Below are 14,180 nucleotides of genomic sequence, written 5' to 3' on the forward strand. Positions count from 1 at the left end.
ACGGAGCCGGCTGTCAGGTGTTCCGGGCTCGGGCGTGGTCGGCGACCAGCTTGCGGAACGCCGAGACCAGGCGTCCGCGGTCGCCGGCGCGGGTGGCCAGCACGACGTGGCCGGGATCGACGCCCTCCAGCGGCACGGTGGTGAGACCGGGACGCAGGCGGCTGAGGTATTCGCCGGCGGGGACGATGGCCACCGCCTCGCCCGCGGCGACCAGCTCGGCCTTGTCCTCCACGTGGCGCAGCAACGGGCCGTCAGGGGCAGGCCGACCGCCGGGGCGGGGGTCGACCCGCCAGACCGCGTTCCACTCCGGGTCGTCGGCCCGCGGCATGGGCTCGTCGGCGATGTCGTCGAGGGACACCGACTCCTTGCCGGCCAGGCGATGGCCCTCGGGGATCAGCAGGACGCGCGGCTCGTCGTAGAGGACCGACACTTCCAGCCCTTCCGTACGCAACGGCAGGCGGGTCAGCACCGCGTCGACCCGGTGCTCGAGCAGAGCGTCGCGCGGCTCGTTCCACTCCAGGTGAACCGTGCGGACCTCAGCGTCGGGGTGCCGCATGCGCAGCTCGGCGACCGCACCCGTGACGATGAGGTTCATGGTGCGGCCGACGGTGATCCGGCTCGGCTGCGCGGCGGCCCTCGTGCGGGTCGTGGCCTGGGCGGCAGACCGCAGCAATGACCGGGCCAGAGGCAGGAAGACCTCGCCGGCCTCGGTGAGCGAGGTGCCGCGCGGGGAGCGGTCGAGCAGGCGGCAGCCCATCTGGTGTTCGAGGCGCCCGATCTGACGGGTCAGCGACGGCTGGGTGGTGTGCAGCACCTCGGCCGCCCGGCCGAAGTGGCGGTGCTCGGCGACCACGGTGAACGCCCTCACGAGCCGGAGGTCGAGATCCGCGTCGTCGGTCATCCCCGAACCCTACTGCGACGATACGGAGAGCGTATTGCCGGATGCGAATCATTCATTGGCCCTCCGGCATTCCCCGGGCGCACGGTGGATCCCGTACACCGGAAAGAAAGAGAGGGCACCATGCCCGCACCGACCGCCCTGATCACCGGAGGCACCACCGGGATCGGCCGTGCCACCGCCGACCTGCTGCACGAGCGGGGCTACCGGGTGATGGTGACCGGCCAGAACCCGGACACCCTGGCCGAGGCCCGCGACCACTTCCCGCACGACGTCGCCGTGGTCCGGGCCGACGCCCGCTCCCTGCCCGACGCCGACGCGGTCGTCGCCGCGGCCGAGGAACGCTTCGGCTCGCTCGACGTGCTCTTCCTCAACGCCGGGATCAGCCGCCCAGCTCCGCTCGAGGCGGTCGACGAGGCCTTCTTCGACGAGGTCTTCGCGGTGAACGCCAAGGGGCAGTTCTTCATGCTCCAGAAGGCCCAGCCGCTGCTGGCCGATCACGCCTCGGTCGTCTTCACCATCGGCATCGGCGTCTCGCTCGGCATCGCCGGCGGGAGCGTGACCGCCGCCAGCCGGGGCGCCCTGCTGTCGATGGTGCCGTCGCTGGCTCTCGAACTCGCGCCCCGCCGGATCCGGGTCAACGCCGTCAGCCCCGGCGCCACCGACACCCCGATCTGGGCCAAGTCGGGCATGCCGCCCGAGATGCTGGCCTCGGTCACCGCGTCGATGGCCGAGCGCATCCCGTTCGGGAGGCTCGGCACCGCCCGCGAAGTCGCCGAGACGGTCGCCTTCCTCGCCTCGCCGGGCGCCTCGTACATCACGGGCCAGCATCTGGCCGTCGGCGGTGGAAGCGGCCTCGGCGCCTAGAAAGCGCCGGCCGGGACGCGGGTCGTGGGCGCGGTCGTGAGCAGCGGGACGGCCGCGTTGGCGACGGCCACGACGAAGCAGCCCTGGCGCCGGATCACCTCGCCGGTCACACCGATGATGCGGGCGCCCCGCACGAGCAGGTCGGCCGTCTCGGGGTCGCCGAGCTTGACCCGCAGCTCGCCCGCGCGCCGGCGGGGTGCCCCGGCCAGCAGCACGGCCTGCCACGCGTAGCGGGCCACGGCGACCCGCCGGGAGTGGACCGACGCCAGGGAACCCCGGGTCTCGGTGTCGAGCAGTTGCTGCCGTCCCCACTGCCAGGCGACGGTCATCCGGCGGTTGAGCTGAGCCCGTTCGGCCTCGGGCACCAGCACCCGCTGGAGCTCGTACTGACGGGCGACGCCGCCGACGCGTGTCTCGGCCACGGCGGTGAAGCCGAGACCGGTCAGCAGGAGGGTGAGCCGGGCCGCGGGCTGAGGCGACCCGAACTCGGCCAGCGGTTCGCCGCCGGTCGAGGGCTCCCGCGGCACGGCCGTCAGCTGCATCTTGGGACGACGGGGCGACGGCGGAGTGAGCGAACGGGCACATCGGACAAGGCAGGCCGATTCGAATGCCATGCCGACCGCGTCGGCTCCGTCGCGCGGCGTATGTTGACCCACCTCGGTGTTCCCCTTTCGTGTTGTCATGACACCGTCGCTAATCGGAAACGCAACAGCACGTCCACCGGCCAGGATTTGTGTAAAACTTGCGCAGTCACTGGCACCGGGCCTGGGGGATTCGAGTGACTGTCCTGTTGAGTTCCCCGCTTCCGGGTCCTCCGCGATCACGTCGCGCCCTGCTCCTGGGGGCGCTGGCGGTGATGGCGTCGGCCGCGTGTTCCGACGACACTCCGCGATACCGTCCGATACGTATAGCGACGGGCAGCCCGACCGCCGTCTACTACGCCGTCGGCACCGCGTACGCGAACGTCATCGACCAGTACCTTCCGAACGCCGACGCCTCCGTGGTGGTGACCGCGGCCTCGGCCGAGAACGTCGAGCGGGTGCGCAGCGGCGACTCCCAGATCGGGTTCAGCCAGGCCGACATCCTGGCCGCCACCGGCGGTCCCCCGGGCGACGTGGCCGCTCTGGCCCGGGTCTACGACGATCTGCTGCATCTGGTCGTCCGCACCGACAGCTCGATCAGCCGCCTCGAGCACCTGCGGGGCAAGCGGGTGTCGATCGGCGGGCGCGGCAGCGGCACCGCGGTGACGGTGCAGCGGCTGCTCAAAGCGGCCAAGCTGTCGGCGCCGGGCGCGATCGTCCGCCGGGAACTGAACCTGGACGACTCGATGGCCGCGCTGCGCAGCGAGGCCATCGACGGGTTCTTCTTCTCGGGCGGGTTGCCGGTCGCGGGCATCAAGCAGCTCAGCGAGAAGCTGCCGATCCGCGTCGTCGGGCTGGCCGACTGGGCGAACCGGCTGAGGCGGGTCTACAGCGACGTCTACGTGGTCCGCGACGTGCCGACCTCGGTCTACGGCACCACGGCGGTGTCCACTGTGGCCGTGCCGAACCTGCTCGTGGTGTCCACGAGCATGGCCGAGAGCCTGGCCTTCGACCTGACCCGCCTGCTGCTCGACCGGCGCGACCTGCTGGCGGCCGCGCACCCGGCGGCGGAACGGCTCGACCTGCGCTCGGCCATCGCCACGCTGCCGGTGCCGCTGCACCCGGGCGCGGCCCGCTACTACCAGTCGGTCAAACCGTAGCCGGGCCGGAAACGGCTGCCGGCAGCCAGATCCGCGCCTCCAGCCCCGCACCCTCGGCCGGGGCCAGGGTCAGGCGGCCGCCCGACGCCTCGACCAGCACGGTGACGATCGGCAGGCCCAGCCCGGCGCCGTCGACGTTCTGGGTGTCCGGCGCGCGCCAGAACCGTTCGGTCGCCCGGTGGCACTGTTCCTCGGTCATTCCCGGGCCGGTGTCCCGCACGGTCACCTCCACTCCCCCGTCGCCCGCCCCGACCTCGACGTCGACCCGGCCGCCGGTGGGGGTGAACTTGATGGCGTTGTCGATGAGGGCGTCCAGCGACTGGTCGAGCGCGGTCGCGACCAGCCGGGCGTAGCGGGGCTCGTCCGGCACGACGGCCCGCAGCTCGATGCCGCGCCGCTCGGTCAGCGGGGTCCAGGCCTGCTGCCGGTTCAGGGCCACCGCCACGGCGTCGACCACCTCGGTGCCGTGCTGCCCCTGTTCGGCCCTCGCCAGCGCGAGCAGACCGTCGAGCACGTCGGCCAGCCGGTCGGTCTCCTCGAGCGCGATCGCGAGGTCGGACCGCCCGGTCTCGGTCGCCAGCTGGCTACCGAGGTCTTCCATGCGCAGCCGGAGCACAGTGAGCGGGTTGCGCAGCTGGTGACTGGCGTGGGCGACGAACGAACGCTGCTGCTCGATGTTCTGCGCCACCGCGTCGGCCATCTCGTTGAAGCTGTCGACGAGCCGGCGCAGCTCGGGCGGGCCCAGGCCGGGCTGGACGCGGGCACCGTCGTCACCGGCCGCGATCTCGTGGGCGGCCGCGTCGAGCCGGGTCACCGGCCGCAGCACCCACCCGGCCAGCCACAGGGCCGTGAACACGCAGACGGCCACCGCCAGCACGCCCACGAACAGCAGTTGAGCCCAGCTGAGCAGCACCTCCTGGCGGCTGTGGGCGGTCTCCGAGACGGTGACGACGGCGCCCAGCACCGCGCCGCCGTCGTTGATCGGCACGGCCACCACCAGCGGGTGGGGCTGCCACGGCCAGAGTGTCGCCGGCGTCCCCATCATGCGACCGGCCAGCGCCGCCCGGATGGCCGACAGCGACCGGTCCGGGTCCAGACCGGCGGCCCCGAACGACGTCAGCACCCGCTGGTCCTGGTCAACCAGCATGGTGCCGATGCCGTACAGCTCCTGGTAGCGGCGCAGCTCGTCGACGACCGCACCGAGGTCGTTGGTGCGCATGGCCGGCGCGGCCAGCGACGCGAAGCGGGTGGCGTCGGCGAGCCGGTCGGCCAGCACCTGCTGGGTCTCGCGGTTGGTCAGCGAGATGGCCAGCGGCACCTCCAGCGCGAGCAGGACCAGGCACAGCAGCAGCACATAAGAGGTCACCAGCCGCCTGCGCAACGCACCCTCCCGACCACCGTCATCCGGCCCGCAGACAGTAGCCCACGCCCCGCACGGCTTGCACCAGAGTGGGCCGGCCCAGCTTGGCCCGCAGCGACGCCACGTGCACCTCGAGGGTGTGCTTGCCCGACCAGGTCGTGCGCCAGACGTCGAGCAGGATCCGCTCGCGGGTCACCACCACGCCGGGCTGGCGGGCCAGCGAGGCCAGGATGTCGAACTCCTTGCGGGTCAGCACGACCGGTTCACCGTCCACCCGCACCGTGCGCGCCGAGAAGTCGATGAGCAGCGGGCCGAACTCGACCGTCTGCGGCGCCGGCAGCCCGGCCCGCGCGGTGCGGCGCAGCAGCGCCTCGATGCGGGCCTGCAGCTCCACCATCGAGAACGGCTTCACCACGTAGTCGTCGGCGCCCGACCGCAGACCGACCACCCGGTCGCGCTCCTCGCCGCGGGCGGTCACGGCGATGATGCCCAGGTGTTCGTTGCGCTCGCGCAGGGCGCGGCACACCTCGACGCCGTCGCCGTCGGGCAGGTTGAGGTCGAGCAGCACCAGATCGCAGGGCGCCGCGGCCAGCGCGGCCGTGGCCGTCGCCGCGTGTTCCACCTGGTAGCCCCGCCGCTCCAGCATCGTCATCATGGCCGCGGTCACCCGATGATCATCTTCTACGAGCAATATTCGCATTCGCTCCGGCCCGTCGTTTCCTTGTCCCGGGAAAGAACCTAGATCACCCGTATTCCAGGATGGGTACCGTGAAGCCTGTGAATTCCCAGTCCGGAACTCTTTTCGCGGTCAGCGACCTGCACGTGGCGTATCAGGAGAACCGGTCGCTCACCGAAGCGATCGTGCCCTCCTCCGACGACGACTGGCTCATCGTGGCCGGTGATGTCGGGGAGATGTTCGGCGAGGTCGCGGCCACATTGCGGGCACTCAGCGAGCGGTTCGCGAAGGTGATCTGGGCGCCCGGCAACCACGAGTTGTGGACCCACCCGCAAGACCCGGTGAAGCTTCGCGGCGAGCAGCGCTACTCCGAACTGGTCGCGGCGTGCCGCTCGTTCGGCGTGGTGACACCCGAGGATCCGTACGCGGTCTGGCCGAGCGACACCGGCCCGGTCACCATCGCGCCCCTCTTCCTCCTGTACGACTACACGTGGCGCGCCCCGGGCACGACGACCAAGGCGGCGTCGCTGGCCTACGCCGAACGCACCGGCGTGGTCTGCACCGACGAGGTGCTGCTGCACCCCGACCCGTACCCGTCCCGCGAGGCGTGGTGCGACGCGCGGCTGGCCTACACCGAGAAGCGGCTCCTCGACATCGATCCCGCCCACCGGACCGTGCTGGTGAGCCACTGGCCGCTGCACCGGCACCCGACCGAGATCCTGCGCTTCCCCGAGTTCGCGCAGTGGTGCGGCACCGAGCGCACGTCCGACTGGCACACCCGGTTCCGGGCCGAGGTGGCGGTCTACGGCCACCTGCACATCCGCCGGACGACCCGGCGCGACGGCGTGCGCTTCGAGGAAGTCTCGCTCGGCTACCCGCGCGAATGGCGGGCCCGCTTCGGCGAGCAGCCGCCCCTGCTCAGGCCGATCCTGCCGGCGCCGACGGACTGAGCACCACGACCGAGGTCGCCACCACCCCGTCCGTCTGCGTCCAGCGCCCGCCCAGTTCCAGGAACGGCCCGCGCTGGAGCAGGCGGGCGGTGAACGTGCCCGCGGCCGGGTCGACGACCAGCTCGGCCTCGTGGAACTCGAGGAAGGTGCCGGCCACCGGGAACCATGCCTTGTAGACGGACTCCTTGGCCGAAAACAGCAGCCGGTCCCAGTGGATCCCGGGTTCGCGGGCGGCCAGGCGGGCCAGCATCTCGGTCTCGGCCGGGCGCGCGATCGCTTCGAGCACGCCGTCGGGCAGCGGGGCGGCCGGTTCGGCGTCGACCCCGATCGAGGTCACCTCGCCCCGGCGGGCGACGGCGGCGGCCCGGTAGCCCAGGCAGTGGGTCATGCTGCCGACGACGCCGGCGGGCCAGGACGGGGCGCCGCGTTCGCCGGGCACGATCGGGCCCGACGTGACGCCGAGACGAGCCAGCGCCTGCCGGGCACACCACCTCACGGTGGCGAACTCGGCCTGTCGTTTGGCGACCGCCTTGGCGACCACCGCGGCTTCTTCGGGGAAAAGTTCGTCGGCACCGCGGTCGTCGCGGGTCTCGACCCAGGTGACCGCGGGAGGAAGCACCGCGCGCAGGATCTCGGCCATCGCGGCGCACTATATCCCGTGCCCGCGGACCGCCGTGAACGCCACGGTCACGGCATCCCGCAATTCGGTCACGAAACGCGGAGCGCGTGTGCGGATACGCTGCCCGGCCCGTTGATTTCAACAAGATCAACGAAGAATAACGGTCAGGTAAATGCGGGCAAGTGGCCGGAGTTGCAGCCGGATGGCGCCGTGGATAGCCTTTTCCGGGTGAGCCACCGAGGACGTCGAATAGTTGGCAGTGCGTCAATTGCCGAATCCTCGCAGCACAGACACGGGCACCCTGGCCGCCGCCTCGCCGCGGCCCCCGGTATCGGCCGGGCCGGCCGGACCGGTCGATTGACCGCGACTTTCGAATAGCGGCGACGGCGGCGCGACTGTCCATTCGCGACGGTGAATTGCGATTCACGCATGTCGATCGACATATTTCAGATCGGGAGTTCCGCAGATGCCCCAGGCCCGGACGGTCCACGGACGTGACGAGCTTCTGTCGGCTCTGCGCCGCGCGCCGGTCGCCGAGGGCGCGCTGACCTTCCTCCACGGGCCCCGCGGCGCCGGACGGACGACGCTGCTCCGCGCGACGGCCCGGGCCGCCCGCTCCGACGGCACGGCCGTCATCGACGTGCGCCTGGGCGAGGAACGTTCCGTGCTCGCCGCGCTCCGTCCACACCTGGGCGACCGGCCGGAGACGGCGGACACGACCGGCGATGTCGTCCGGACCGCCCTGCGGCTGGGCGCCGCGATCGACCGTCTCGCCGGCGGGCGCCCGCTGGTTCTGCTGGTCGACGACGCCGACACGGCCGCCGACGCCGCGCTCGTCCTCGACGCCGCCCGCCGGCGCGATGTCCTGGTCGTGGCCACCGGCACCACCGGCAGCGGCCTCGGCGACCAGCTGGCGGTGCTGGCCGACACCGTCCTCGAGGTGCCGCCGCTGGACCGCGACGCCCGGGCCGCGATGATCGGGGACCATCACGGCGCCGAGCCCGACGAATCCCTGGACACCGCGCTCGATCACGGCCTGGGCGCGCTGGCCGGGGGTCCCGCCGCCGTGCTCGACGCTTGCGCCGCGCTCGCCCGGGCCGGCCGGCTGGTCACGCTGGACGACCGGCTCTGCCTGGCCCGCCCACGCCTGCCCCTGCCGGTCACCTCGGCGACCACCCGCCTGCTCTGTGACCGGCTCGACGATCCGGCCCGGGCGTTGCTCACCGAGGTCGCCGTCAACCCGGTGCAGCCCGCCGAGCTCGCCGCGCACCCGGGGCGGGGCCGCCTCGCCGACCGGCTCGCCGAGGCCGGCGTGCTGGGCCAGGACGACGAGGGGCGGCTGCGCTGCAGCTCTCCGGCCGTCGCGGCCCACCTGCTCAGCCGGCTCGGCCCCGGGGTCGCCGCCGGCCGCCGCCGGGCCCTGGCCGCATCGATGCTCGCCGCCCGGCGCGACGGGGCCGACCTCGACCCGGCGGCGCTCGGCGACCGGATCGCCCGCTACCGGGGCCTGCCCGCGCCCGGCGACGAGGCGATGCGGCTGCTGCTCACGCTGATCGCGCGGCCGGGCACCGAGCCCGACCGGCGGGCGGAGTGGATCCGCGCCGCCTGGGAACGCGCCATGGACGCGCACCTGCGGCCGCGCCTGGCCGCAGGCTGGCTGCGGGAGCTCACCCGGGCCGGCCGGGCCGGCGATCTGGCGGCCGCCGTCGACGCCGTGCTCGCGACCGGCCCGGCCGGCCCGGAACTGCTCGGCGACCTGGCCGCCGCGGCCATGCTGGCGGCCGTGCACACCGGCGTGCCGGTTCCGGAGACGACCCGGGACCGGCTGCTCGTCGGTGGCCGCGCCCCGGCCGCGCTCGAGTTCGCGCGCCGCTGGTTCGCCGGCGAACCGGCCGTGGGCGACGGTCTGGACAAGTGGCCGGACGCGGGGCTGGTGACCGCGGCCGAGCTCGCCGCGGCGGCCCGCTTCGAGGCCGCGCAGACCTATCCCGGCGACTGGGCGAGCGCGTTCGAGTCGGTGCTGGGGCCGCGCTACCGGTGTGCGTCGGAGTCGCTGCCCGGGGCGTACCGGCGGGTGCTGCAAGGCTACCGGGACGGCGACTTCGACGCGGCGCTGACCGCGGCCCGCGAGACCGAGCTGATCGGTACGGGCGATACCCCGGCGCATCGGCTGTCCCGGGTCTGGGCGGCCGAGATGAGCCGGCTCCGCGGGGCGGCCCGCGAGATCGGGCCGGAGTCCGACCCCGCACTGCTGGTGTGGGCCGGCTGCGGGCCGGTCGAGCTGGCTCCTCCGGACCTGGCGAGCGCCCTCGGTGCGTACGGGAAGATCGAAGCGCCCAGCCCGCGCGGCGCCGCCCTGCTCGTGCCGCGCCTGGCTCAGCTCGCCGTGCGCGGCGGTGAACCCGCGACCGCCCGGCGCCTGCTCGACGACCTGGCCGACCGGTGTGACCGCGAGACGCACCCGGCGCTCGGCGAGGCCCTGCAGCTGACCCGCGCGGTGGTGACCGGGGATCCGATCGCGGCCGCCTCGGCGATGGCGCTCGCCCGGGAGCGCGACGACCGGCCCGCCCTGCTGCGCGCCTGCCTGGTGGCCGGGGACGGGTTTCTCGTCGAGGCGTACGAGATCGCCCGCGATCTGGGCGCGGCCCCGTTGCAGGCGTGGGTGGCGACCGCGATGCGGCGCAACGGCGTCAGCGTGCCGGCGGCCGTCCGCGCGTCCGACGGGTTCTCCCCGCTCGACCGGCGCATCCTGCGGATGATCAGCGCCGGCCGCACCAACCGGCAGATCGGCCGGCGCGAGCGGCTCAGCGAGAAGACCGTCGAGGAACACGTCAGCCGGTTGCTGGCCCGCACCGGCACCCGCAGCCGGGTGCAGCTGGCCACGGCCGTGCTGGCGGGCCGCGTGAGCAACGGCGACACTCCGCCGGGCGTCGCCGGATGAGCCTGATCGGCCGGGCCGACAGCGTCGCGCGGATCCTGGACGCGGTCCTGGGCCCGACCCCCGTCACCCTGCTCACCGGGCCGGCCGGTGTCGGGCGCAGCGCCGTGCTGGCCGAGGTCGCCCGGGCCACGGATGCCGGCGGGCTGGTGCCGGTCCGGATCCGCGTCACCCGGCACGACCGGGCGGCACCCCGATCGGTGAGCGCCCGGCTGGCCGGCGCGGTGAGCCGCCTGACCCCCGGTTCCCGCGCCACCGACCTTCCCGCGCTGCTCACCGCCCAGCCGGGACTGGTGGTGCTGATCGACGACGTCCATCTGATGGACGACGCCTCGCGTACGGAGCTGGAAGATCTGGCCCGCACGCTCGCTCCCGGCACCGTGCGCTGGGTGGGCACCGCCCGCACGCCCGTCCGGCCCGTCCCGCGCCTGCCCGCTCTGCTCACCGACCGGCTGGCCCGGATCGTGCCGCTGGCGCCGCTGTCCCGGGCCGCGGCCGAGGATCTGGTCGCCGAGGTGCTGGGCGCCCGGCCGCACGCCCTGCTGAGCGCCCGCCTGCACCGGATGTGCCGGGGACTGCCGGCCGCGATCGTCGCCCTTCTGGCCGACTGGCGGCGGTCGGGGGCACTGCACGTCTCCGACGGACACGCCTATCTGCTGGCCGCGCCCGTCGCGGGGACACCGGCCGAGCGGCCCGGCCGCCTCGACGAGCCGATGTGGACGGTGGCCAAGGCGGCCGCCGTCCTGCACCCGGCCGGTACGCGGCTGCCCGAGCTGGCCACGCTGACGAGCGGGCTGGACGTCGCCGGGGTCCGGTCGGCGCTGGGGTCCCTGGTCGCCGAGGGTCTGCTGGTTCCCTGGACCGGCGGCTGGCGGTTCGCGGCGCGCTACTGGGCCGACGCGTTCGACCGGTCGCTGGCGCCCTACGAGCGCGGCGAGCTGGCCCGGATCCTGGTCGAGGCCGTGTGGGAGGGCGGTGTCTCGGCGCCTCCGGCCCACTTCGCCGAGCAGCTGATGCGCGGCGGCGGCGCCCGGCAGCCGGAACGGGCCGGAGCCGAGCTGGAAAGCCTGGGGCTGCTCGCGATCCGGCGCAACGCCGTCACCGCCATCCGCCGCCTGACCGTGGTGGCCGCGGCCGAGACCGAGCGGCCGCCGCGCTACACCACCATGGCCGGGGCGGCCGGGGCGAGCGCGGCGTTCGGCGACTACGACGCGGCCCTGCGCGGCACCCGGTCGCTGCTGCAGCGGACCGGATCCGGCGAGTCCGATGTCGACGTGCTGGAGGCGTCGCTGGTGCACGTCGCGGCGCTCTGGGGCAACCGCGACGACGCGATCACCGACGTGGCCGAGGGGCGGCGGGAGTTCGGCCGCACCCCGGGACACCGGCTGATCTGCCGGGCGCTCGCGCTGAGCTGCGTGGGCCGCCAGGCCGAGGCCTACCGGCTGCTCGACGCCGACCGCGCCGCATGGCAGCGGGACGAGGGCCGCGAACACGGCCGGGTCGTGCTGGCGGCGGCCGGGGCGCTCACCGGACGCCCGGCCGGCCTGCGCGACCTGGTCGAGCGGGCCGGTCACGCCGAGCCGGACCGCTCGCACCCGATGATGATCCGGATCGCCGTACGGACCCTGCTGCTGCTCGGCGACACCGTGGCCGTCCAGCGGCTGCTGCGCCGCGAACGCCTGTCCGTGGAGGAGTTCCCGGCCCAGGACAGAGTGCTGCTGACCTGGCAGATCGGGCAGTGGAACGAGGCCATGCACCACGTCCGGCGGGCCGCCGCCGGGCCGGACGCCGACGTGCCGCACGGGTTCATGGCGCTGCTGCTGGGCCGGGGCCGGCTCACCGCGGCCCGGCAGGCGGTGGCCGACGCCCGCAACGAGTACTGCCCGATGCCGCACCTGCTCGACGCCGTGGACGCGATGATCGCGCGCATTCTGGGCGACGACGACCTGGCCCGGCGCCGGGTGCGCGAGGGCCTCGCCCAGGCCGCTGCCCGCGGCACCGTGGCCGGCACCGAGGAGCTTCAGATGCTCACGGCTCAGCTCTTCGGCCCCGAGCAGGCCCACGCCGCGGCCGAGGCGGCCGAGCGGATCGCCGACCTGCAGCAGACCGACCGCAGCCGGCTGCTGGCGCTGCTGACCCGCCTCTCAGTGGAACCGTCGGCGGCCACGGCGGCCGAGGCCGTGACGGTGGCCCGGCGGCTGGGACAGCCATGGATGCTGTCGGTGGCGCTGGCCGCGGTGGTCGAGACGGGCGGCGACCCGGGGCTGCTTCCCGAGGCGTACGGGGCGTTGGACGGCCTGGACGCGTTGCTCGACCGCTACCGGTTGCGCGGCCTGATGCGCCGGCACAACGTTCCCGTGCCCAACCGCGCCGCCACCGTCAGCGAGAACGACCGTCTGCTGGCGACCCTGGTCGCCGACGGCGCCTCCAACCGCGAACTGGCGACCGTGCTGATGACCAGCGCCCGCAGCGTCGAGGGCATGCTGACCCGGCTGTTCACCCGCACCGGCTACCGCAGCCGGATCGACCTGGCGGCGGCCGTGCTCACCGGCGAGTTCCCCACCACCTGAGGCGATTTCTAGGGGATATCGGGCGTCGCGTGCGCTTCGCTCGTGGCATGAGCATTGCCGATGACACCACGACGAGCTGGCTGCGGCGGTTCCGGGCGGGCACGGAGCAGACCGGCCGTCTCGTGTGCTTCCCGCACGCGGGCGGCGCGGCCACCTTCTTCTATCCGGTCGCCGCGCGGTTCGGTCCCGCGATCGACGTGGTCGCCCTGCAGTACCCGGGGCGGCAGGACCGGCGGGCCGAGCCGATGGTCGCGGACATCGCGACGCTGGCCGACCGCATCACCGACGAGCTGGTCCGGCTCAGCGACAAACCGACGGTCTTCCTCGGGCACAGCATGGGTGCGGTTCTCGCGTACGAGACGGCGTGGCGCCTGGAGCAGCGCGGCAGCACCCACGCGCCGCGCACGGTCATCGTCTCGGGCCGGCGGGCGCCCTCGGCGGCCCGGCCCGACGAGCAGATCTATCTGCGCGACGACGCCACGTTCCTGGCCGAGCTGGAGAAGCTCAACGGCACGGCGATGAGCCTGATGGAGGACGACGAGATGCGCCGGCTCACGCTGCCGGCCATCCGCAACGACTACCGCGCGGTCGAGACCCACCGGGGTGAGCCCGGGCGGGCGCTCGGGGCCGCCATCACCGCCCTCACCGGCACCGAGGACCCGCAGGCGCGGCTGGACGAGGTGGAGCAATGGCGCGACTTCACGACCGGCGGGTTCCGCATGGCGTCGTTCCCGGGCGGCCACTTCTATCTGGTCGAGAAGCCGGCGCCGGTGATGGACGAGGTGGACCGGGAGCTGTCGGCCCTCGTGCGGGTCTAGGCGATCTCGACGCGTACGGGGCGGTGGTCGCTGCCTTGGGTCTGACCCAGTTCGACGCGTACCGGGCGGTGGTCGCTGCCGCACGAGGGCAGCACCTCGGCCCGTACGACCCGCACGCCCGGTCCGGCCAGCACGTGGTCGAGCTGCAGCAAGGGGCGGGTGGCCGGAAACGTGCGGCCGCGCACCACCGGACGGTACGGCCGTCCGAAATAGACGGTGGGCCGGAACATGTTGAGGTCGCCGGCCACCACGGTCGGCATCTCACGACCGGCCAGCCCGGCCACGAGGCGGCGCAGCTGGCGCGGGCCGTGCAGCACGCGGTGGGTCAGGTGGACGTTCACGAGGCGCACACCGGAGATCTCGGCGACCTGGGCCGAGCGCTCCCCCACCACGTCGCGCGGCGCCGCCCCGATGCCGATCGTGGCGCGGGCGTCGATCGGGAGCCGGCTCATCAGGGCCAGGCCCCACGTGCCGGTCTCGTCGGGCACCTCGCCCCGCGAGATCTCCAGGTCGGCCAGCCGCACCACGTCGGTCAAAGCGATTTCCTCGTACGCCGTGTAGCCGCAATCGGCCGCGGCCCGCTCGGCCAGGCTGCCGCCGTCGGTGCGGGACCAGTTCTCCTGCACCAGAACCACATCGGTGTCGAGGGCCGCGATCGCCTCCTTCACACCGAACGGCCGGCCTCGGTGATCGAGACCGCAGTGCAGGTTGACGCTCGCCAGGCTGAAGACCACGGGACCGGA

12 protein-coding genes are annotated in these 14,180 nt (G+C 73.8%); 6 read left to right on the forward strand and 6 right to left on the reverse strand.

Translation table 11 applies throughout. From position 1 onward, the window contains the following. Positions 1-13: 13 nt before the first annotated feature. Positions 14-901, reverse strand: coding sequence for a LysR family transcriptional regulator (locus JIG36_RS29340; RefSeq protein WP_203379639.1), 888 nt, complete (start codon positions 899-901; stop codon positions 14-16). A 120-nt stretch (positions 902-1,021) separates the two neighbouring features. Here JIG36_RS29340 and JIG36_RS29345 point away from each other — a divergent pair, with 120 nt between their 5' ends. Then, the gene (locus JIG36_RS29345; RefSeq protein ID WP_203379640.1) at positions 1,022-1,765 is read left to right on the forward strand and encodes an SDR family oxidoreductase; all 744 of its coding nucleotides are present in this window, start codon (positions 1,022-1,024) and stop codon (positions 1,763-1,765) included. On the opposite strand, the gene JIG36_RS29350 is transcribed toward JIG36_RS29345, so the two are convergent. After that, complete coding sequence (locus tag JIG36_RS29350; protein WP_203379641.1) at positions 1,762-2,307, reverse strand: hypothetical protein; 546 nt, start codon at positions 2,305-2,307, stop codon at positions 1,762-1,764. The two genes, JIG36_RS29345 and JIG36_RS29350, sit on opposite strands and share 4 nt — an antisense overlap. Before the next feature lie 236 nt (positions 2,308-2,543). Between JIG36_RS29350 and JIG36_RS29355 the strand changes: the two genes are divergently transcribed. Next, entirely contained in the window at positions 2,544-3,506 is a 963-nt protein-coding gene (locus tag JIG36_RS29355; protein WP_307872954.1) for a TAXI family TRAP transporter solute-binding subunit, read from the forward strand. On the opposite strand, the gene JIG36_RS29360 is transcribed toward JIG36_RS29355, so the two are convergent. Both JIG36_RS29360 and JIG36_RS29365 read right to left on the reverse strand, forming a co-directional pair. After that, a complete protein-coding gene (locus tag JIG36_RS29360; protein WP_203379642.1) occupies positions 3,496-4,887 on the reverse strand; it encodes a sensor histidine kinase in 1,392 nt (463 codons plus the stop codon). The two genes, JIG36_RS29355 and JIG36_RS29360, sit on opposite strands and share 11 nt — an antisense overlap. Positions 4,888-4,906: 19 nt before the next feature. After that, complete coding sequence (locus JIG36_RS29365; RefSeq protein ID WP_203379643.1) at positions 4,907-5,566, reverse strand: response regulator transcription factor; 660 nt, start codon at positions 5,564-5,566, stop codon at positions 4,907-4,909. A gap of 68 nt (positions 5,567-5,634) precedes the next feature. Between JIG36_RS29365 and JIG36_RS29370 the strand changes: the two genes are divergently transcribed. Beyond that, on the forward strand, positions 5,635-6,492 hold the full coding sequence (locus JIG36_RS29370) for a metallophosphoesterase family protein (RefSeq protein WP_307872955.1): 858 nt from the start codon (positions 5,635-5,637) through the stop codon (positions 6,490-6,492). Here JIG36_RS29370 and JIG36_RS29375 read toward each other — a convergent pair. Next, on the reverse strand, positions 6,461-7,132 hold the full coding sequence (locus JIG36_RS29375; protein WP_203379645.1) for a 4'-phosphopantetheinyl transferase family protein: 672 nt from the start codon (positions 7,130-7,132) through the stop codon (positions 6,461-6,463). The genes JIG36_RS29370 and JIG36_RS29375 overlap by 32 nt on opposite strands. Before the next feature lie 445 nt (positions 7,133-7,577). Here JIG36_RS29375 and JIG36_RS29380 point away from each other — a divergent pair, with 445 nt between their 5' ends. From JIG36_RS29380 to JIG36_RS29390, 3 genes are read left to right on the forward strand one after another with little or no spacing between them, the layout of a single operon-like run. Next, complete coding sequence (locus tag JIG36_RS29380; RefSeq protein ID WP_203379646.1) at positions 7,578-10,052, forward strand: LuxR C-terminal-related transcriptional regulator; 2,475 nt, start codon at positions 7,578-7,580, stop codon at positions 10,050-10,052. Then, positions 10,049-12,619: an ATP-binding protein gene (locus JIG36_RS29385; protein WP_203379647.1), complete on the forward strand. Its 2,571-nt coding sequence runs from the start codon at positions 10,049-10,051 to the stop codon at positions 12,617-12,619. Before JIG36_RS29380 ends, JIG36_RS29385 begins: the two co-directional genes overlap by 4 nt. 47 nt (positions 12,620-12,666) lie before the next feature. Next, positions 12,667-13,437: a thioesterase II family protein gene (locus JIG36_RS29390; protein WP_203379648.1), complete on the forward strand. Its 771-nt coding sequence runs from the start codon at positions 12,667-12,669 to the stop codon at positions 13,435-13,437. On the opposite strand, the gene JIG36_RS29395 is transcribed toward JIG36_RS29390, so the two are convergent. Next, positions 13,434-14,171 (reverse strand): endonuclease/exonuclease/phosphatase family protein, encoded by a 738-nt coding sequence (locus JIG36_RS29395; RefSeq protein ID WP_203379649.1) that lies wholly within the window; start codon positions 14,169-14,171, stop codon positions 13,434-13,436. The genes JIG36_RS29390 and JIG36_RS29395 overlap by 4 nt on opposite strands. Positions 14,172-14,180: the final 9 nt, after the last annotated feature.

This window comes from Paractinoplanes ovalisporus, assembly GCF_016834655.1.
GTDB lineage: Bacteria > Actinomycetota > Actinomycetes > Mycobacteriales > Micromonosporaceae > Actinoplanes > Actinoplanes ovalisporus.

Bases quoted from the DNA above. Each gene is read 5' to 3' on its own strand.
- JIG36_RS29340 (WP_203379639.1), bottom strand. From the start codon at position 901: ATGACCGACGACGCGGATCTCGACCTCCGGCTCGTGAGGGCGTTCACC.
- JIG36_RS29345 (WP_203379640.1), top strand. From the start codon at position 1,022: ATGCCCGCACCGACCGCCCTGATCACCGGAGGCACCACCGGGATCGGC.
- JIG36_RS29350 (WP_203379641.1), bottom strand. From the start codon at position 2,307: ATGCAGCTGACGGCCGTGCCGCGGGAGCCCTCGACCGGCGGCGAACCG.
- JIG36_RS29365 (WP_203379643.1), bottom strand. From the start codon at position 5,566: ATGCGAATATTGCTCGTAGAAGATGATCATCGGGTGACCGCGGCCATG.
- JIG36_RS29375 (WP_203379645.1), bottom strand. From the start codon at position 7,132: ATGGCCGAGATCCTGCGCGCGGTGCTTCCTCCCGCGGTCACCTGGGTC.
- JIG36_RS29380 (WP_203379646.1), top strand. From the start codon at position 7,578: ATGCCCCAGGCCCGGACGGTCCACGGACGTGACGAGCTTCTGTCGGCT.
- JIG36_RS29385 (WP_203379647.1), top strand. From the start codon at position 10,049: ATGAGCCTGATCGGCCGGGCCGACAGCGTCGCGCGGATCCTGGACGCG.
- JIG36_RS29390 (WP_203379648.1), top strand. From the start codon at position 12,667: ATGAGCATTGCCGATGACACCACGACGAGCTGGCTGCGGCGGTTCCGG.